This is a genomic window from Mesorhizobium sp. M0047 (genome assembly GCF_040323315.1).
In the GTDB taxonomy this organism is placed as follows: domain Bacteria; phylum Pseudomonadota; class Alphaproteobacteria; order Rhizobiales; family Rhizobiaceae; genus Mesorhizobium.
Window position 1 is genome coordinate 1 of sequence record NZ_JAMYUW010000055.1, and the last position, 17,214, is coordinate 17,214.

General features: G+C 60.8%; 20 protein-coding genes and 1 pseudogene. 11 read left to right on the forward strand and 10 right to left on the reverse strand.

Annotated elements, in window-relative coordinates:
- Window positions 1-66: 66 nt before the first annotated feature.
- From NKJ89_RS32150 to NKJ89_RS32180, 7 genes are all read right to left on the reverse strand, one after another.
- Window positions 67-399 (reverse strand): hypothetical protein, encoded by a 333-nt coding sequence (locus NKJ89_RS32150; protein WP_352608506.1) that lies wholly within the window; start codon window positions 397-399, stop codon window positions 67-69.
- A 28-nt stretch (window positions 400-427) separates the two neighbouring features.
- Window positions 428-1,642 (reverse strand): FAD-dependent oxidoreductase, encoded by a 1,215-nt coding sequence (locus NKJ89_RS32155; RefSeq protein ID WP_352608508.1) that lies wholly within the window; start codon window positions 1,640-1,642, stop codon window positions 428-430.
- Window position 1,643: 1 nt separating this feature from the next.
- A complete protein-coding gene (locus tag NKJ89_RS32160) occupies window positions 1,644-2,792 on the reverse strand; it encodes an Atu1372/SO_1960 family protein (protein ID WP_352608509.1) in 1,149 nt (382 codons plus the stop codon).
- A 106-nt stretch (window positions 2,793-2,898) separates the two neighbouring features.
- Complete coding sequence (locus tag NKJ89_RS32165) at window positions 2,899-3,552, reverse strand: amino acid ABC transporter permease (protein ID WP_352608510.1); 654 nt, start codon at window positions 3,550-3,552, stop codon at window positions 2,899-2,901.
- Window positions 3,549-4,205, reverse strand: coding sequence for an amino acid ABC transporter permease (locus NKJ89_RS32170; protein WP_352608511.1), 657 nt, complete (start codon window positions 4,203-4,205; stop codon window positions 3,549-3,551). The genes NKJ89_RS32165 and NKJ89_RS32170 overlap by 4 nt, the downstream gene beginning before the upstream one ends.
- 10 nt (window positions 4,206-4,215) lie before the next feature.
- Window positions 4,216-4,986, reverse strand: coding sequence for an amino acid ABC transporter ATP-binding protein (locus NKJ89_RS32175; protein ID WP_352608512.1), 771 nt, complete (start codon window positions 4,984-4,986; stop codon window positions 4,216-4,218).
- Between the two features lie 67 nt (window positions 4,987-5,053).
- The gene (locus NKJ89_RS32180) at window positions 5,054-5,935 is read right to left on the reverse strand and encodes an ABC transporter substrate-binding protein (protein WP_352608513.1); all 882 of its coding nucleotides are present in this window, start codon (window positions 5,933-5,935) and stop codon (window positions 5,054-5,056) included.
- Between the two features lie 170 nt (window positions 5,936-6,105).
- Here NKJ89_RS32180 and NKJ89_RS32185 point away from each other — a divergent pair, with 170 nt between their 5' ends.
- A complete protein-coding gene (locus NKJ89_RS32185) occupies window positions 6,106-7,161 on the forward strand; it encodes a GlxA family transcriptional regulator (RefSeq protein WP_352608514.1) in 1,056 nt (351 codons plus the stop codon).
- Between the two features lie 31 nt (window positions 7,162-7,192).
- On the opposite strand, the pseudogene NKJ89_RS32190 reads toward NKJ89_RS32185, so the two are convergent.
- A pseudogene (locus tag NKJ89_RS32190) lies at window positions 7,193-7,784 on the reverse strand (type II toxin-antitoxin system VapC family toxin).
- Complete coding sequence (locus NKJ89_RS32195) at window positions 7,774-8,070, reverse strand: hypothetical protein (protein ID WP_352608515.1); 297 nt, start codon at window positions 8,068-8,070, stop codon at window positions 7,774-7,776. The pseudogene NKJ89_RS32190 and the gene NKJ89_RS32195 overlap by 11 nt, the downstream one beginning before the upstream one ends.
- Before the next feature lie 1,088 nt (window positions 8,071-9,158).
- Between NKJ89_RS32195 and repA the strand changes: the two genes are divergently transcribed.
- The 10 genes from repA (at window position 9,159) to NKJ89_RS32245 (ending at window position 16,411) form a co-directional block, all read left to right on the forward strand.
- Window positions 9,159-10,361, forward strand: a complete 1,203-nt coding sequence (gene repA, locus NKJ89_RS32200; protein ID WP_352608516.1) for a plasmid partitioning protein RepA — start codon at window positions 9,159-9,161, stop codon at window positions 10,359-10,361.
- 77 nt (window positions 10,362-10,438) lie between these two features.
- Window positions 10,439-11,404 carry a plasmid partitioning protein RepB gene (gene repB / locus NKJ89_RS32205; protein ID WP_352608517.1) on the forward strand — a complete coding sequence of 322 codons (966 nt, stop codon included), beginning with the start codon at window positions 10,439-10,441 and terminating at the stop codon, window positions 11,402-11,404.
- A gap of 155 nt (window positions 11,405-11,559) precedes the next feature.
- On the forward strand, window positions 11,560-12,765 hold the full coding sequence (gene repC, locus NKJ89_RS32210; protein ID WP_352608519.1) for a plasmid replication protein RepC: 1,206 nt from the start codon (window positions 11,560-11,562) through the stop codon (window positions 12,763-12,765).
- An 89-nt stretch (window positions 12,766-12,854) separates the two neighbouring features.
- Window positions 12,855-13,286 carry an antitoxin Xre-like helix-turn-helix domain-containing protein gene (locus tag NKJ89_RS32215; protein ID WP_352608520.1) on the forward strand — a complete coding sequence of 144 codons (432 nt, stop codon included), beginning with the start codon at window positions 12,855-12,857 and terminating at the stop codon, window positions 13,284-13,286.
- Complete coding sequence (locus tag NKJ89_RS32220; protein ID WP_352608521.1) at window positions 13,283-13,765, forward strand: RES family NAD+ phosphorylase; 483 nt, start codon at window positions 13,283-13,285, stop codon at window positions 13,763-13,765. The genes NKJ89_RS32215 and NKJ89_RS32220 overlap by 4 nt, the downstream gene beginning before the upstream one ends.
- Before the next feature lie 242 nt (window positions 13,766-14,007).
- Entirely contained in the window at window positions 14,008-14,250 is a 243-nt protein-coding gene (locus NKJ89_RS32225) for a hypothetical protein (protein WP_352608522.1), read from the forward strand.
- A 242-nt stretch (window positions 14,251-14,492) separates the two neighbouring features.
- A complete protein-coding gene (locus NKJ89_RS32230; protein ID WP_023762666.1) occupies window positions 14,493-14,882 on the forward strand; it encodes an MbcA/ParS/Xre antitoxin family protein in 390 nt (129 codons plus the stop codon).
- Window positions 14,879-15,397, forward strand: coding sequence for an RES family NAD+ phosphorylase (locus NKJ89_RS32235; RefSeq protein WP_352608523.1), 519 nt, complete (start codon window positions 14,879-14,881; stop codon window positions 15,395-15,397). Before NKJ89_RS32230 ends, NKJ89_RS32235 begins: the two co-directional genes overlap by 4 nt.
- Window positions 15,398-15,699: 302 nt before the next feature.
- The gene (locus NKJ89_RS32240) at window positions 15,700-15,993 is read left to right on the forward strand and encodes a type II toxin-antitoxin system Phd/YefM family antitoxin (protein ID WP_352608524.1); all 294 of its coding nucleotides are present in this window, start codon (window positions 15,700-15,702) and stop codon (window positions 15,991-15,993) included.
- Window positions 15,980-16,411 (forward strand): plasmid maintenance toxin (PemK-like), encoded by a 432-nt coding sequence (locus tag NKJ89_RS32245; protein ID WP_352608525.1) that lies wholly within the window; start codon window positions 15,980-15,982, stop codon window positions 16,409-16,411. Before NKJ89_RS32240 ends, NKJ89_RS32245 begins: the two co-directional genes overlap by 14 nt.
- 429 nt (window positions 16,412-16,840) lie before the next feature.
- Here NKJ89_RS32245 and NKJ89_RS32250 read toward each other — a convergent pair whose 3' ends face one another.
- The gene (locus tag NKJ89_RS32250; protein ID WP_352608526.1) at window positions 16,841-17,125 is read right to left on the reverse strand and encodes a hypothetical protein; all 285 of its coding nucleotides are present in this window, start codon (window positions 17,123-17,125) and stop codon (window positions 16,841-16,843) included.
- Window positions 17,126-17,214: the final 89 nt, after the last annotated feature.

Here is a 17,214-nt window from a genome sequence, read left to right on the forward strand (position 1 = left end):
TCGACCCGCAGGACCCAGCTGTCGAGGCATAGCCTCTGTCGAGCCGTAGTGTCGTCGCAACTCTCGTCAATGGTGGACCGAGCTGGCTTGCAGGAACGCTTTCATTGTCGACATGACAGAACGTGACAGGTGTCGCAGCGAAGACGTATAGCTTGCATGGTGCGGCTTCAGGAGGGGGCTGGACCGACACGACTGCTTCGCTTCTCGAATCTTGTGCGGCTTGGGCTTCATAACAAACGCGTGGTCACGAAGCCTAGCCTGGAGGTCGATATCGAGTTCCTTCGCCTTGAGTACAAACGCTCCCTCTATGTTCGGGCTCACGGCTATAGGCTGTTCGTCGAGGTCGAGGTCATCGAAATCCGATTGCCCTACGGAATAAATTCCTTTGAGCTTCGGCATGGATACATCTGACTGCAATACGCTCGGACTATGCTTTAATCAGATCGGCCACGCGCCGGGCGGAACCGAGCGCGAGCGTCCAGCCGAGCATGCCGTGGCCGATGTTCAGATACAATCCGCGAATTCGGCGCGACGGACAAATGATCGGCTGCGAGGAGGGGGTTGTCGGACGTTCTCCCGACCAAGGGATATCGTTGGGGCCAGCGACTTGAAACTCCTGAAGTACGGAAGATGCGGTCGTCCGCAAGGCATCGAAGCGGGCGGCATCGAAGCCCGCACCTGCGGCGGTGATATCGGCGAGCCCGGCGACGCGGAACCGGTTGCCGATCGCGGCGAATGCCAGCTTGCGCTTGACATCGGTGAGACTGACACGCGGCGCACCCGATGTCAGGGGAATCGTCAGGGAATAGCCGCGCACCGGCCGAATGGCGCGGGCCTCCGGCACGTCGCGAGAGAGGAGCGTCGCTCCCGGCCCAGTGGCAAGGACCGCACGGTCGACCGCGATGTCCTCGCGATCGAGAAAGCGGATGGCCCGAAGCCTGCCGTTTACCGTGCCAAAGCCGCAGACGCGGCGACCCAGGAGCGGAATCATCCCGTACTCGCGCACGAGATGGGCCGTGAGCGCCCGGCAATAGGCGGCCGCGTCGCCAAGGGCATCGCCGGGCGTATACACGGCGCCCGCAATTTCGCCCTGATAAAGGCGTAGCGCGGGTTCGACCTCTTCGGCAGCCTGCCGGTTCAGCATGCGCTGGTCGAGGCCAAGCGCGTTCTTCCTGTCGACCGTGGCGTGAGCTGCCCGAAAACTGCTGGCATCGCCGTAGAGATGCAGTTTGCCGGCAGGCCGGTAGTCGAAGGAAATGCCCGTCTCGACAAGCAGCGCCGCAAGTTCCCGACGGGAGACGGCCGCAAGATCCAGAATGGCGCGCGTGTTCGCCCACCAACACGCTGCCGGTGCATTGGCGAGAAAGCGCAGGCCCCAGATCAGGAAATCGGGATCGGCCTGCCAGCTTATGCGAAAGGCGGGGTCGCGACCGAGCACGATGGCCGGCAGATGCCGGATCAGCGCGGGCGATGCCATGGCGTCGCCATAGGCCCATGACAATTGCGCGGCATTGCCGGCGCTGGCGCACGTACCCGGTTCTGCGGCAGCGTCGATCAATGTGACGCGATGCCCTGCCCGCGCCAGCACATAGGCTGTGCTTACGCCGACGACACCGGCGCCTACCACGGCAATGGCCGCCATGTTAGTCCTCATCCGTGAGAATGGCGGTCAGTTCGATTTCCACCGGAACACCACGCGGCAGGGACGAGACGCCGATAGCGACGCGTGCATGAGCCCAACGGTCCGGAAAAAGTCCGCGAAGCAGTTCGGAGGCTCCGTCGATGACCGCGCCATGCCGGGTGAAATCCGAGCTTGCGGCAACATAACCCGCAAGCCGTACAAATCCGCCGACCCGCTCAAGCCCTCCCGCGATCCGCTCCAGTTGGGCAAGCGCGTTGAGCAGCGCCCAACGGGCGCACTCCTGCCCCTCCTCGATCGATACCGTGTCCCCCAGGCGCCCTGTTTGCACGACGCTCCCGTGCTTCAACGGCACCTGACCAGAGACAGTCACGGCACGGCCGCTCCGCACCGCTCCCACAAAGGAGCCCGGTGGCACCGATGCTTCCGGCAAGGTCAGCCCGAGATCCGACAACCGGTCATATACGGACGATCCATCAGACGATCTTTCGGTCGCAGCCTTCAAGGCTGATGCAGCCCGGTCAACGAAGGTCTTCAGTACGTATCTGTCGAAGGCTGTTAGTCGATATTCCGGATGCCACTGGACGCCCAGGCTAAAGGCGGCTGTCTCACCCTCGAAGGCTTCGATGACTCCGTCTGGCGCGCGCGCAACCACACGGAAGCGGCCCGAACCGGTAAGCGCATGGCGGTGCAGGCTATTGACACTGGTCTTCGCATCAGCAAGCCAGCCGGCAAAGGAACTGCCGGGTTCGACGACGATCTCGTGGGCAAGACGGTCTGGAACGTCGTGCGGCATATGCGCCGTTCGATCATCGGCCATCTCGGGTAGATCCGTTACAAACGTTCCGCCCAGGAACTCGCCGATCAGTTGCATGCCATGGCAGATACCGAGCAATGGCCTGCCAACATCCAGGGCTCGCCGAATAAGAGCCTTTTCGAATTCGCTACGGTGTGGCGTGACTTCCGCCCCGGGCCGCGCGCCGGTTATCAGAATACCGTCGGCAATGGCCAGAGCGGCGGAAATTCCGCCTGACTCATAGGGCAATATCAGTGGGATGCCACCTGCCTCTGCGATGGCTTCCGCATAATTTGCGCGCACCACGTATTCCCGCTCGGTTGCCGCATTTGCGGTTTCCTGAATATCCGGGGTCATCAAGATTACGGGCTGACGAAGGGCGGGACGGTTCTGCGAGCGTGCGGAGCGCCCGCGGTCGATATCGCTGCTGGGGGTGTTCATCTTTGCGACCTTGTCGGATCGATTATCGGACGGCGAGCCGCCGCGAAAGCAGGGAAAAGGGCCAGGCGATGAGGAAATAGCAGAGCCCGACGGCGATATAGATCTGCAGCGGCAGGAAATATTCCGTCGCCATGGCCCGCCCAGTCAGCACCAGTTCATCGACGGTGATCAGAGAGGCGAGCGAACTGTCCTTCAGCAGCGAGACGAAGGTGACGATCATCGGCGATAGCACCACCCTCACAACCTGGGGCAGGATGATGAACGCGAAGCATTGGCCGGGCGTGAAACCGACGGCAAGTGCTGCCTCGCGCTGGCCCTTGGGGATCGCCATCATCCCGGCACGGAGGACTTCCGCCACTTGGGCCGCGAAGCAAAGGGCAAGACCCAGCATGGCGGCAGTGAAAGCATCAAAAATCACACCGATGCCCGGAAGCCCGAAGTAAAGCAGGAAGAGCACCGCCAGAAGCGGTATGCCACGGACCACCGTAACGTAGAGGGTGGCGAAACGTCGGAGCGCCGGGACGCTCGATCCCTGGAAAAGCCATAGAAGAAGTCCGCAGACCAAAGCCAAAGCAAAGGCTGAAATCGACAGGAGCGCGGTCTTCAGCATGGCATCGAGGAGAACCGGCAGCCATTCGCCGCCATATTCGGCGTAAGGTTGGAAGAAGCTGGTCATTTCACCCTGCCGTACCGGATTTCAAGCACCCTCACCGCCTGCATGAGGGGCAGGCTCATGACGAGGTAGAGACCGGCGGCCGTGGCGTAGATAAGCGTCGTCTGGAAAGACGAGGTGACCATGGAGCGGGCATAGAACATGATCTCGGGTGCTGCGATGGCGGAGACCACAGAGGTATCTTTCAGAAGCTGCACCGCGAAATTGCCAAGCGACGGCAGCGCGATGCGCATCGCCTGTGGCGTCAAGATGTTGAATATCGTCTGCAGCGGGGTAAAGCCGGTAGCGAGCGCCGCCTCCGCCTGTCCCGGCGAAAGCGACTTGAACCCCGAGCGGAAAATGTCACAAGTGACCGCAGCGCCGATCAACCCCAGCCCGAGTATCGCCGCTCCCATGGACGAAAGGCGGAAGCCGAGGCTGGCCAGCCCGAAATACAGGATGAATAGGTGCGACAGCGCCGGAATGTTGCGGAAAAACTCGACATAGACGTCGACAAGGCCGTGCAGCAGCTTTGAGCGGGAAAACTGTCGGACAAGCGAAAGGGCGAAGCCTAGAGCAAGGCCGAGAGCCAGGGCGGAGAGGGTTACGACAGAGGTGATGCCGGCCCCTTGCAGGAGGCCCTGAAGGATGATGAGGAATGGGTCCAGGCTGTTCATTGCAGCTCCCTCAATGCCGGATCAGCTTCAGGAAGGCCTGGGTGCGCGGCTCTCGCGGCGTGACGATCACGTCGCGCGCCAGCCCCTCCTCGATGATCACGCCGCCATCGAGGAACATCACCCGGTCTGCGACGTCGCGGGCAAAAGCGATCTCGTGGGTGACGAGCAGCATGGTGCGGCCTTCGGCCGCTAGTTCCTCGATGACCTTCAGCACCTCGTGTACCAGTTCCGGATCAAGCGCCGAGGTCGGTTCATCGAACAGCATCAGCTTGGGTTTCTGTGCCAGCGCACGGGCAATGGCGACGCGCTGCTGCTGACCGCCGGACAGTTCGAGCGGCGACGCGCTGGCGCGATGCGCCATATGCACCTTGGCGAGCATCTCCATGGCGACGTCGCGTGCCTCCACGGCGGGAAGCCGCCGCACCTTGCGGGCCGCAATCGCAACATTTTCCAGGACCGAGAGATGCGGCCAGAGATGAAACAGTTGGAACACCATGCCCATCTGCGCCCGCTGCGGTGCAAGTTGCCGGTCGCTCATGATCCGCTCGCTACCACCTCGCCCGCCAGGTCGTACGCCCACCCGCTCGCCATCGAGCCGGATGTCGCCCGCCGAGGGATTTTCGAGAAAATTCATGCAGCGCAAGCAGGTGGATTTGCCCGAACCCGAGGGGCCGATCAGAGCAATCTTCTCACCCGCCTTCACCGAGAAATCGATGCCCTTCAGCACCTCCACCGGTCCGTAGCTCTTGCGCAGTCCCGTCACACTCAACAATGCCATCATCGCCGTTCCTCCTGCTGTCGCCCGACAAAAGGGAGGCCGCTGGTCTTGCGGCCCCCGAGGTGTCCGATCAGCCGCCGACAGCGCAGGATGGCAGCTTGTAGTCGGCCGGGCGATCAACGCCGGCGCGGAAATTCTCGCCGGAGGGCGTGTACCAGACATCGGCAGACAGGCCATAGCGGGCGCCGATCGCCTTCATCTCGCAACTTTTCCACATCTCGGCGATGATCGCGTCCATCTTCTGGCGCAGATCATCGTTCTTTTTGTTGACCCCGTAGACGACCTGTCCAAGGCCGGTCAGAAGCGGAAAGTCCGCATTCTGGTCGGTAAACGCGAGGAACTGCATGTTCCAACCAGGATTCTGCTTGATGGCATAGGAGACAACCGGCGGATCGCCGATCACGGCTTCGATGCGACCAGCGATCAGATCGCGCACCGCAGCGTCCGAGGTGTCATATAGCGACAGTTCGAGGCCCTTGATTTTCTTCAGCTCTGGCACGAACGAAAAGCCCGTGATGGTGCCAACTTTCTTGCCTTCGAGATCCGACAGCTTGTCCCAATTCGTTTTGGTCGATTGCATGATGCCGTTCTTGAAGTAGTGGATCGGCTCCGACAGCGTCATGATCTTCGTGCGCTTTTCCGTCCAGCCCATGGTGCCGAGCATGACGTCGACGCGGCCGGCCTCGACAGAGGCGATGGTGCCGGACCATTCCATCAGCGCCGGCTGGATTTTCAGGCCCAGTTTGTCAGCGATCTTCTGCATGATTTCGCCGTCGTAGCCGATCAGCTTGCCGTCCTGCCAGCCAGAGCCGGGCATGTCGCCGGTGAAGGCGACAGTCAACTTGCGCTCCTGCGCCAGTTCGAATGCCTTTGCTGCGGGCGCGAATGCCGGAAAGCTTGCGGCTGCCAAAAGCGCGCACGCCATCAGCCTTCTCGAAAGAGAAAGTGTCATCGATTTGATCCTTTTTTCTGTTGAGTTCCCCAATCCGGCGATTTTCCTTCTCCGGACGTCTCATCTGACGACTGCAAATCTGACAGTCATCCCGTTGCTTGAATTTTAAAAATCAGACATTCTCTTTGAAAATACGACGCGCGATCCAGTTTTGACCATGGGAAGCCGGCATGAACCTCACTGATTCGCATTCTTCACCGGCACCAGCTGAGACCGGCTATGTGGAATGGCTCGATGGGCTCTGGTCTCAACGCCTGCTAGCGGCACGTGATCGCAAACCGGATCTCTCGGTCGGTATCGTGCTTTGGCCGACCTTCCCCATGATGTCGCTCACCGGCATCGTCGAGCCTCTGCGGCACGCTGCCGACTTCGCCGATAATTCCCGCCCACTCCACTGCCGCTGGTCGATTATGGGTGGTCCCGGCCACGCAGCCGTAGCGAGCTGCGGCATTCGCGTGCATGCGGACTCGCCCTATATCAATCCGACCGATTTCGACTATATTGCCGTGATCGGCGGGCTTCTTCCGCACCTGCGGGCAGCCTCCAGCCAGCATCGCGACTATTTGCGCGTGGCAGCCGCGGCAAGCGTTCCCATTGTTGGCGCTTGTACTGGTGTCTTCGTTCTGGCGCAGGAAGGATTGCTCGAAGGCCGAAAGGCATCGGTCCATCCGTTTCATGCCGAGGATTTCCGTATCGCTTTTCCACGCATCGCCTTTTCGACCCGCGACGATTTCCTCATCGACAACGGCCGGATCACCGTGCCCGGCGGTGTTTCGATCCTGTCGCTGATGACGGAACTCATCCGCCAGCATTGCGGACCCGACAGGGCGGCCAAAGCCGTACACCAGCTTTCCCTGACCGAGCACAAGACAATGAGTGCCTTCGATCAGGGCCGCGCTTCGGTTTTCCGTCATGTCGATGACACGCGCATACAACGCGCCGTGGTCCTGATCGAAAGCAGAAAGGGGCGGGACGTTTGCCCCCAACAGGCTGCGCGCGCGGCCAGCCTTTCACCACGCCAGTTCGCCCGACTCTTTCAGCAGCACATTGGCGTCTCGCCGAAACGGTTCATTCTGGAGACCCGCCTGCGCTATGCGCGTTTCCTCGTCGAAAACAGCGCCATGCCCATCACCGAAATCGCATTTGAGACTGGCTTTTCGGATTCGGCCCACCTCGCAACCGCTTTCAAGCAGAAATATGGTCAGCCGCCAACAACGTTCAGGTAAGATGATGATGGCGTGTCTCCCACAGGCGCTTTCAACCCTGCGGGCGCGAGCCTGTCACCGGCCGGTAGAAGATTACACGTACCGACGGAACAAGTTGGTTGAGGTAATCGAAATCCCGAACATTGCCGGTCAAAACTGTCTGCCCAGCAGACCGGCCTGGTGAAAGATCAGCGCATCGTTGAGGAAGCGGCGTTCATGCCCCTCCCCTTTCGGCGGGCGGCTCAGCCGGAACAGCAGGCCGGCAAGCATGCCGGCGCGTCCCCAGGCGGTGGCGTCGGGTGCGTGCAGCCGGTGCGCTGGAATATCTTCGATCGTGTCGCAACCACTTTCAGGACGGACTTCGTCGTGGCATGCCCCGGATCGAGCCGGCCGAATACATGGCTGAGTTTGGCAAGGCAGACGGCCGAGTGCTGACAGAGCCGATAGGTCAAAAGGTCATCGACCACTTCAGGCGTGCGCCCCTGCAGGACATCCAGATAGACGCTCGTGTCGAGAAGCAATGCACCGCCGACAGGCGGCTGATCACCTGCCCAGCACAGAGCGGAATCCAGCCGCCGTTCCAGCCCTCCGCCACGCCGCTGTGGTTTGAGGGAACGCAGTGCGCTCCCGAGATCAAACGCCAAAATCAATGTCCGCGGAGATGCTGCCCTTGCGGCCGACGAGCCGGGCACCAAAATCGTCCTCGAGGGCCAGCCGCGACAGGGCGAGCTCCAGCAGCTCGGTGTCGGAGGTCACATGCGCGCGCTTCTTTGCCGCCTCGATCAATTCCGACGGCACCCTGCCGGAAAGGCGTGTGTTCTTGGCCGCGCCGAGAAGGCCGACCGCCCTCGCCTGCTCAAGCACCAGACGGTTCCGGGTGCGGGCGATCCGCTCCTCGCTTTCGGCTGCCGTTGCGCCACGTCTGCTCATCTTGGATTGTCCACTGTTGAACGAAACATAAAGGACGTTGAACATGAAAGGAAGGATCGGCTCCGAGAAAGAAGGCCCTGAGAGGGGCGTCACTGGATCGGACATGGCACGTCGCCCAGTGATGCGATAACCGGACCCAACCGGTTGTCGCACGCGACCGGTCGCAAATCTCGGAGCTATTAGTCAAGCACCTCGCGGTGGACAATTCGGCGCTTTGGTCGCACGTTGGGCCCTCGGAATCGCACCACCGCGGCATTCAATGAACGAGAGTTCCGATGGGCAGTCCCCGTAATTTCATGACGCCCCTCGACGCGGTCGACACCGAGGACCTGCCTGACATTGTCGACTCGTCATGGAGATGGGCGCCCGGATAAAGCTCCCTTCCCGCCAGTCCTCGACTCGCGACAAGCATCACTGCCTGGGCATCTCGAAAAGCTTGCCGACCCCGCGCGCGATTACGTCGAGGCGGGGAGTTCGGCAAACACCCGTCGCGCTATGCCGCGGACTGGAAGCATTTTTTCCGCCTGGTGCCGGCGCCAGGCGTTTGACCCCCTGCCGCCAGATCCGCAAGTTGTCGGCCTCTACATCACGGCCCAGGCCTCGGGATCGGCAAGGGACAAAAGTCTGTGTCGACCATTTGTCGTCCCGGACCTGGAACTATACGCAACGCGGTCCTCCGCTCGACCGTAACGGCATATCGCCACCGTCGTCAGGATGATAGAGGACGAAGTCCCCTCCCCTGCCATTCCCAAATTCGGCGTTGCGCGCCAACAGCGGGCTGCGCCTTGCCTGCGCCCGTCGGCAGTTGCAACCTTTTTGCCTGCTGACGAACGCGATTTTACTGCCGTAAAGAATGGTCTTTGTGGCAGAAAAAACATGCATTTAGCCGAGCTGGGCGGGAGAGTTCTTGCTTCGAAGGACGGGCAGCCGCTATCGCAATGGTATTGGTCTTCGCCAGTCAGAATGCCGGCTGGTGGCGTTAAGCTTCTGTTAACCTAAAACTTCTTGCCGGGCTTTCCGAATCGGAGCTTAATGGCGCTTGTTGAATAGTTTCATCGCAAAAAGCGCCAATTCAGGTTTCGACGAGAATGAATATCGCCATGCGGCTACCACGGTTCGAGTTCGACGATAAGATTCTCGAGCAGGGTGCTGAGATTTCGCGACGCCTCAACCAGCTTCGCATGGAGAAATTTCCACCCAATGCGACGAAGACGCTGCGTCCATTTTCGATGGCAGAAGTCGCGCACTATCTTGGTGTATCGCAAAACAATCTGAAGCGGCTTCACCTCGAAGGCAAGGGACCTTTGCCTGACCAAGTCCCTTCCGGCCGACGCTCCTACACGGCCGCACAGATGCTCGAACTTCGCCACTTCCTGGACCAGCATGGCAGGACCGAAGTCAAGAAGTATGTTCCGCATCGCAAGCTTGGCGACAAGCTCCAGGTCGTTGCTGTCGTCAACTTCAAGGGCGGTAGCGGCAAGACAACGACTGCCGCCCACCTCGCCCAGCATTTGGCGCTGACCGGCCACCGTGTCCTTGCAATCGATCTCGATCCGCAAGCTTCGCTCTCCGCCCTGCATGGCTTCCAGCCGGAGCTCGATCGCAATCTCTCGCTGTATGAGGCGATCCGTTACGATGACGAGCGCCGGCCGATCTCCGATGTGATCGTGCCGACCAATTTTCCTGGGCTGGACATCATTCCGGCCAATCTCGAGCTGCAGGAATACGAGTACGACACGCCGCTCGCCATGCAGGACAAATCGTCCAGTGCTGGCCGGCAATTCTTCACCAGGATCGCAAAGGCGCTGTCGGAAGTGGACGACCGCTATGACGTCGTTGTTGTCGATTGCCCGCCCCAACTCGGCTATCTGACCTTGACGGCAATGTCGGCGGCGACATCCGTTCTCATCACCGTTCATCCTCAGATGCTCGACCTGATGTCGATGAGCCAGTTCCTGTTGATGCTCGGCGGAATTTTGAAGACCATCAAAGCCGCCGGCGCGGCGATCGAGCTCGAGTGGTTTCGCTACCTGATCACGCGCTACGAACCGACGGACATTCCGCAAGCGCAGATGGTGGGCTTCATGCAATCCATGCTTGCCGGCCAGATCCTCGAGAATCCCATGCTCAAGTCGACGGCGATTTCGGACGCAGGTCTGACGAAACAGACGCTCTACGAAGTCGAGAGATCGTCCTTTACCCGCTCTACCTATGACCGGGCGGTAGAATCGCTGGATGCGGTGAACTCGGAGATCACCGCTCTTGTCCATCGCGCTTGGGGGCGGTCATGACAGCGAAGTTTACGGCAGTAAAAAGTGGAAATTTCGCTCGTGAAATCAGTCGACTAACCGCAAATCGGAGCGATTGAATGGCACGCAAGGACATTTTCGGCAGCGTCATGGGACCCGCAACGGCAATTGCCGATGGCCAGGACGTCTCGAGCTACGCCGTTCGTGGCGCATCACGGTCGATCATACAGTCATTCGAGGAGCTCTCGAAGAGTTCAGTCGTCGATCTCGATCCGGCTTTGGTCGACACGTCATTCGTCTCGGACCGTATGGACGATGACGATGCTGCGTTTCAGGAGTTGCTGACGGCAATTCGTGAACGAGGGCAGGATTCGCCGATCTTGGTCCGACCTCACCCCGAGACTTCGGGACGCTTTCAGACCGTCTTTGGCCACAGGCGCGTCAGGGTTGCCCGGCAGTTGCAAAGGCCTGTACGCGCTGTCGTCAAGAAGATGGACGATAGGGACCATGTGATCGCCCAAGGCCAGGAGAACGCCGCCAGAGCCGATTTGTCCTTCATCGAGCGGACGCTTTTTGCAGACCGCGTTCTCAAGCGAGGCCATTCGCCTGAGACGGTGAAATCAGCTCTTGCGCTCGACGATACGACCTTCTCGAAGATGCGTTCTGTGATCGGCAACATTCCAGAGCAGGTGATTGTTGCGGTGGGCGCGGCCAAGGGCATTGGCCGAGACCGCTGGTGGCAGCTTGCCAAGCTCATGGAGCATCCTGGTGCGGCTGCGAGGGCAGAGGAGTGCGTGGCAATCGCCGATTTCGCGCAGCCAGGCAGTGAGGCCCGCTTTGCCCGTCTGTTCGAGTTCGTGAGCGCCCCGGCGAAGCGCCCGCGGGCGCCGTCGAAGCCCCAGGAGCGAGCCTGGGTACCCCAGGACAAATCAGTTCGAGCCAAGATCACCGACACGGGAAAAGTGTTTACGCTTGCCTTGAAGTCCAAGGAAGCGTCGCCCTTCGGCGCATTCATTGCCGGCAAACTCGATGAGCTTTTCGAGGCTTTTCGGGAATCGGAAATGGCGAAGAAAACAGGAGACTAAGACCGCAAAAGAAAAAGGCCCCCGAACGTCACCGTCGCGGAAGCCCTTCTCAAGTCTGTAGCAAGCTGAGAATCGCATTTCCCCGAATCACTGTCAAGAGTCGTGGCGTCGTTTCGGCGAGCGGATTTCTTTTGCCTTTTTGAAAGGTGAGGGAAATGGAGAGTGGGTATGCAACGACGCCCTTTGGGCGGCGGCCGATGACGCTCGCGCTGGTGCAAGCGAACGCGGCATCGCGCGAGATTCCTGACGGGGCGCTCGTCGAGAAGTGGCAGGTTTATCGTTGGTTGTGTGAGGGCAAGACCGTCGTAGGTGTGGGAGATCGCGCGCTCGCCGTGCTGAGCGGGCTTTTGTCCTTCTATCCGGACGACCAGATCAGCGAGGAAAACGGCCTGATGGTCTTCCCCTCGAACGCACAGTTGTCGCTGCGCACTCACGGCATGCCCAGTTCCACATTGCGGCGACATCTGAGCGAGCTGGTGAGTTGCGGCCTGATCATCCGCCGCGACAGCCCTAACGGCAAAAGATTCGCCCGGAAAGGGAAGGGTGGCGCCATTGAGGAGGCGTTCGGGTTCTCGCTGGCGCCGCTGCTGACGCGGGCGGCTGAGTTTCAGCACGCTGCCGAACAGGTGCGCGCCGACAGCCAGGCGCTCCGGTTAATGAGGGAGCGGATTACGCTCCATCGTCGCGATATCCATAAACTTGTCGAGGTCGCGATCGAGGAGGGCGTTCCTGGCGACTGGGGAGCCGTCTGGAGACGGTTCAGAGCCATTGTGGATGCAATCCCGCGCCGGGCAGGGCTGTGCGAGCTGGAGGCGATCGTTGCCGAACTGACCAGACTTCACGACGAAGTGGACATGATGCTGGAAAACTTCATGAATGCCACGAATCCTGGCGCCAATGAGTCCCAAAATGAGCGGCAGCAATCTGATTCAAACACAGACTCCATTTTTGTATTTGAACCGGCTTTCGAGAAAAGCAGGGCGGCGGTCGAGCCAAGGCAGGCTGCCGCCGAGAAACCGAAAAGCTATCCGATAGGACTTGTGCTGAAAGCCTGCCCAGAAATTTCAGACTATGCCGTGCACGGCATCGGAAACTGGCGCGATCTGATGATCACCGCCGTCCAGGTGCGAGGTTACCTTGGCATTTCGCCCTCAGCATACGAGGAGGCTTGCCATGTGATGGGCCAGGAGACCGCCGCCATCGTGATTGCCTGCATCTTGCAAAGGGCGCAGCACATCAACTCGGCCGGCGGTTATCTGCGGGTTCTAACCGAAAAGGCGAGGGCAGGGGAGTTTTCGGTGGGGCCCATGCTGATGGCGGCGTTGAAGGCGAACGGCATGACAGCAAAAATGACCGGGTAACCGTTGGCGGATCGGTTCGCGCTGATGCGGGGCTGGCATGGCGCATCATGTGAGGCTATGTTTTGCCTCACATGGAATGGAGAGTGAGAATGCTGGCGTTCGGAAACGTCGCCGACGTGTTGGGGCTACCCGTTAAGGAGGTGGCGTCGCGGTCGCTTTTCGGGCTGATTTCCCGGATCGAGAATGGACTTCCCATCGGCGCGCTCGAGCGCGTTGCGCATCTTCTGGCGCCTGGCGATGCTCAGTTCAAATACCGGCTGGTCCCAAAGGCGACCTACGAGCGGCGCAAGGCGGTACATCGTCTCTCGCCGGACGAGGGCACACGATTGGCCCGCGTGGCGCGGGTCTGGGGTCTTGCTGTCGATGTCTGGCAGAACGAAGAGGAAGCGCGCGATTTCGTGTTTCGGCCGCACCCGATGATTGAGGACAAGCGACCGATCGACTTCGTTATCCTGAGCGAGTTCGGCGCCGAAATGGTGGTCGAGATCCTCGCAGGTCTGAAGTACGGCAGTGCTGCGTGACGGCGCAGACTCTCGATCGCACGCTATCGTCCTTTCGCATCGGCGATCCGGCCGGCACCTACCCGATCTTCGACGCGACCGGCTCGACAATCGCGCCAGGGCGATGGAGCACGCCTGGAAGCCCTATCATCTACACCAGCGAGCATTATTCGACGGCCTTGTTGGAAAAGCTGGTGCATGGCAGCGGCCGACTGCCGCCCAACCAGCATTACATCGAAATCACAATCCCGCGCGGGCTAAGCTACGAGGTCTTTTCGCAGCCGTCACTGCCCGGCTGGGACACGATGCCGGCGACGGTGAGCAAGGGATTTGGCGAAACCTGGTGTTTAGAACGGCGCAGCGTCATCCTGCTGGTGCCGAGTGTTGTAGCGCGTCTCGATTGCAATGTGCTGATCAATCCGGCGCATCCGGAGTTTTCGAGGATCCAGACAAGTCTGCACCAACCCGTCTATTGGGACCGGCGGCTGTTTGGGTCGTGACGGGGAGGGGCTTTGTGTCGACTACAACCAAGGCCTTCATGGCCATCGCAGGGGATCCAGATCAGCATTGCCGGCGGCTATCTGCGTGTGCTGGCCAAAAAAGGCAACAGCAGGGAATTTCCATACCGCCCATGCTGATGGCGGCGCTGAAGGCTAATGGCGCGACAGTGAGGATGACCGGATGAGTGTGTGGGTACCGGGATTTGCGGAGGAGGCTCAGGCTTTAATCCGCGGATAGGGTGATGGACCTGTGGCTGCAGCGCTTGTCGGCAAGAACACCGTATGCGAGGATCGAGGACATGAAGAACGAAGACGACCGAGAGCCGACATCCGATGAAACCGCCGGGATGGTGTGGTGGAACTCACTTGATGAGGCCGATCGCGCGGCTTGGCTGGCGCGAGCCGGCAGCGCCGTCGCCGCCGATGCATGGATGGCGTATAAGCGGCTCGCAGATGTCGAGCGTCAGTCGCGGACTTTGAACTGACGAGGGTCCCCGCAGCAGCGACGAAGTTTCTCGGATCCAGGTCACAATGACTGGTTCTGCGACGAGGCCAGGCCTTCGGGCTTGAGCCGTTTCCCGACTACGACTCCGTCCGTTGAGCTCCTCCCCTTGGTGTCCACTCATGCAGGCGCTCAAGCTGGTTCGGCTCCGGACTTGAAAGCGATCGAGAAATGCCATATCTTCTGCACATAAAATGTGACGATTTATGTGGTGAATGAGCTGCTATGGGCCAGGCACCGAAGTTACCCGTGCAGAATGAACCTCTCGTCTTGTCCTATATGGACCGCAACGGGAAGATCGCGATCGAGCAGGTCGCGGACGGTTTTGGCATGTCCAAGGGCCAGCTGGCTCAGACCGCCGGTCTTGCTCGCGAGACCCTCTATCGGTCGGAGCGCAGCCGGACGGTAAGGACACAGGGACGTCTGCGGGAAATGCTCGAGATTATCAGCCGCGTGATGGATTGGGCGGGCGGCAAGGAACAGGCGATGGCCTGGTATCGGGCCCAGCCGCTTCCGGCATTCGGCGGACGCACGGCCGAAGCGCTCGTGAAGGATGGAAAGGCCGCTGCGGTGCGTGACTACCTCGATCACATGGCCGTTGGCGGCTTTGCGTGAGGTTTGCCGGAACCTGCTACAGAGCGCACGATCCACGTTGGGCATTCAAGCCGACTTCCGGTGATGGAGCGGCGATCCGGGGTGCCCGATTCAATCCCAAGGGTGTGCCGGCGCTTTATCTGGCGCTGACCGTCATGACAGCGGTCAAGGAAGCCAACCAGGGTTTCGCGCATCGGATCGATCCATGCGTGCTGTGCTCCTACGAAGTCGATTGCGACGACATTGCGGACGTGACGACAGGGCAGGCGAGGGAAGAATTCTCCGTCACGCGCGAGGACATGGCCTGCGCCTGGGCGACGGCTCTCGGCGATGGCGATCGCCCGGCGTCATGGTCCATCCATGACTGCCTGCGGCCGCAAGGCATTGCCGGCATTCTGGTGCCGAGTTTTGCTTCCGGTGCCGAGACGGAAGATCGCAACCTGGTGCTTTGGCACTGGGATCCGCACCTTCCGCACAAGATAGCTGTGTTTGACCCAAGCGGCCGGCTGCCGAAGGACCAGCTGTCCTGGCGATGAAGCACTCGCGCAAGGCAGGGGCGTTTTTCGGCTTCGATCGTCAGCGCCAATCCAAGGCCGGGGCGACGCATCGAGGGTATCCCTTCCCTCGCCAGGTCGCGTATCGTCGTTCGTCGGTCAGCAGACCGGCCAAAAACTGGCGCCGATCGAACGGCAGCACCGTCTCAAGCGCATCGAGCCCCTCGGCACGTCTTGGTCTTGGGAAGCTGCTCTTTCACGGGCTCGTTTCCGTCTGGCGTTGGCGCCCCGAACTTGCGGAAAGCCCGCAAACCCCGTATATTCCGGAAGAAGGAGTTTCGCCAATGACCACCACCGTCACCGCCGCCGCCGTCTCGAAAAATTTTGGCGCCTATCAGGATGCCGCCGTCCGCGACCCGGTCATCATCACCAAGAACGGCCGCCCGCGCACTGTGCTGCTGGCCTACGAGGATTTTGTCCGGCTGTTGAAGCGCGACCGCCGGGTCGAGCTGACAGCGGAGCTCAGCGCGGACGAAGTCGCCGCGGTCGAAGCCTCGGAAATGGAGCCGGATCTTGACCATCTCAACGACGAGCTCTCCGGGTCAAAGGGCCTGACGGCAAAAGATGCTGCCGGCTGAAATCAAGATCGGCCACGTCTTCCGTTATTCCTACCTCTGGCATTGGCAACACCGCGAGGGCCGTGAAGAAGGCGACAAGGACCGGCCCTGCCTGGTGCTGGCGCTGGTCGCCATGCAGGAGGACGGCTCGCCGGTCGTGCGGGTCCTGCCGATCACCCACACGCCGCCGTCCGATCCCGATGATGCCATTGAGATTCCGGCTGCGGTCAAGCTGCGCTTGCGGCTTGATGGCGAGCGGTCGTGGATCGTTTTGACGGAAAGCAACCGGTTCGCCTGGCCGGGGCCTGACATCCGGCCGCTGGAGACAGAGAGCGGCTATTACGGGCCGCTGCCGCCAGCGTTGTTTGCCGCGGTCAAGCGCCAGTTTGCCGCCATTGCGACAGGCCGGGCGCACACGAGCACGCCGCGCACGGCGTAACTCCGGCTGGCGGTGCGGCATGCCGGGCGGCGTCAGGGCAGGGGCAGTCTCCATCAAGGCGTCTTCCAGGCGGGTTTCGCGGGGAGGGATCTTCAGAGCCTTTGGTGAGGTCGACGCGGAACCGATCGCGCCACCGCCGATCTCGCGCTGCAGCTTCGTATCCAAGAGCCAACTGAGCTTCAGCACGGGTCCTGCCGCATATGACGGCGACGGGAGGAGTTTCAGAAATTCGCGTTCGAGGGCCTGGGCGAGATTGACTTCATCGTGGCTGGTGTCGAGCTTTGCTTCCGGTGCCGAGATGGAAGATCGCAACCTGGTGCTTTGGCACTGGGGTCCGCATCTTCCGCACAAGATAGCCGCGGCCGGCTGCCGAAGGACCAGCTGTCCTGGCGATGAAGCACTCGCGCAAGGCAGGGGCGTTTTTCGGCTTCAATCGTCAGCGCCAATCCAAGGCCGGGGACGCACCGAGGGCGACCAGATCATGCCGTCAGGCCAGGAAATCAACGGCAGCTGTGTCGTTCTTCTGGAACCCTTCTCCTGGACGGCGCCCAGGATCGTTCGCGTTCCGCCCAACCTCTTCGAGCCGGAGATCAGGAATCCATGGCCCGGCAAGGTGTTTGCGACGATGCCGCTTTGACGCAGAACATCGACTTCACCGGAGGACTTCCGCAGCTTTGTCGCGCGCACATCGAACGGATCGCCCAGGATCGCCATGACTGGCTGGCGTGGTGAGTGACGGCAGGTCAGGTGCTGCGAGAGCTTGGTCGAAGAGACGAGGCAACCGGCCCCGGCCCGCGCTGGCC

Coding starts and splice junctions, on each gene's coding strand:
- NKJ89_RS32230 (WP_023762666.1), top strand. CDS start 14,493: ATGGGCCAGGCACCGAAGTTACCCGTGCAGAATGAACCTCTCGTCTTG.
- NKJ89_RS32195 (WP_352608515.1), bottom strand. CDS start 8,070: ATGAGCAGACGTGGCGCAACGGCAGCCGAAAGCGAGGAGCGGATCGCC.
- NKJ89_RS32225 (WP_352608522.1), top strand. CDS start 14,008: ATGGACCTGTGGCTGCAGCGCTTGTCGGCAAGAACACCGTATGCGAGG.
- NKJ89_RS32150 (WP_352608506.1), bottom strand. CDS start 399: ATGCCGAAGCTCAAAGGAATTTATTCCGTAGGGCAATCGGATTTCGAT.
- NKJ89_RS32245 (WP_352608525.1), top strand. CDS start 15,980: ATGCTGCCGGCTGAAATCAAGATCGGCCACGTCTTCCGTTATTCCTAC.
- NKJ89_RS32240 (WP_352608524.1), top strand. CDS start 15,700: ATGACCACCACCGTCACCGCCGCCGCCGTCTCGAAAAATTTTGGCGCC.
- NKJ89_RS32155 (WP_352608508.1), bottom strand. CDS start 1,642: ATGGCGGCCATTGCCGTGGTAGGCGCCGGTGTCGTCGGCGTAAGCACA.
- repA (WP_352608516.1), top strand. CDS start 9,159: ATGAATATCGCCATGCGGCTACCACGGTTCGAGTTCGACGATAAGATT.
- NKJ89_RS32185 (WP_352608514.1), top strand. CDS start 6,106: ATGAACCTCACTGATTCGCATTCTTCACCGGCACCAGCTGAGACCGGC.
- NKJ89_RS32160 (WP_352608509.1), bottom strand. CDS start 2,792: ATGACCCCGGATATTCAGGAAACCGCAAATGCGGCAACCGAGCGGGAA.
- repB (WP_352608517.1), top strand. CDS start 10,439: ATGGCACGCAAGGACATTTTCGGCAGCGTCATGGGACCCGCAACGGCA.
- NKJ89_RS32250 (WP_352608526.1), bottom strand. CDS start 17,125: ATGGCGATCCTGGGCGATCCGTTCGATGTGCGCGCGACAAAGCTGCGG.
- NKJ89_RS32170 (WP_352608511.1), bottom strand. CDS start 4,205: ATGAACAGCCTGGACCCATTCCTCATCATCCTTCAGGGCCTCCTGCAA.
- repC (WP_352608519.1), top strand. CDS start 11,560: ATGGAGAGTGGGTATGCAACGACGCCCTTTGGGCGGCGGCCGATGACG.
- NKJ89_RS32215 (WP_352608520.1), top strand. CDS start 12,855: ATGCTGGCGTTCGGAAACGTCGCCGACGTGTTGGGGCTACCCGTTAAG.
- NKJ89_RS32165 (WP_352608510.1), bottom strand. CDS start 3,552: ATGACCAGCTTCTTCCAACCTTACGCCGAATATGGCGGCGAATGGCTG.
- NKJ89_RS32175 (WP_352608512.1), bottom strand. CDS start 4,986: ATGATGGCATTGTTGAGTGTGACGGGACTGCGCAAGAGCTACGGACCG.
- NKJ89_RS32180 (WP_352608513.1), bottom strand. CDS start 5,935: ATGACACTTTCTCTTTCGAGAAGGCTGATGGCGTGCGCGCTTTTGGCA.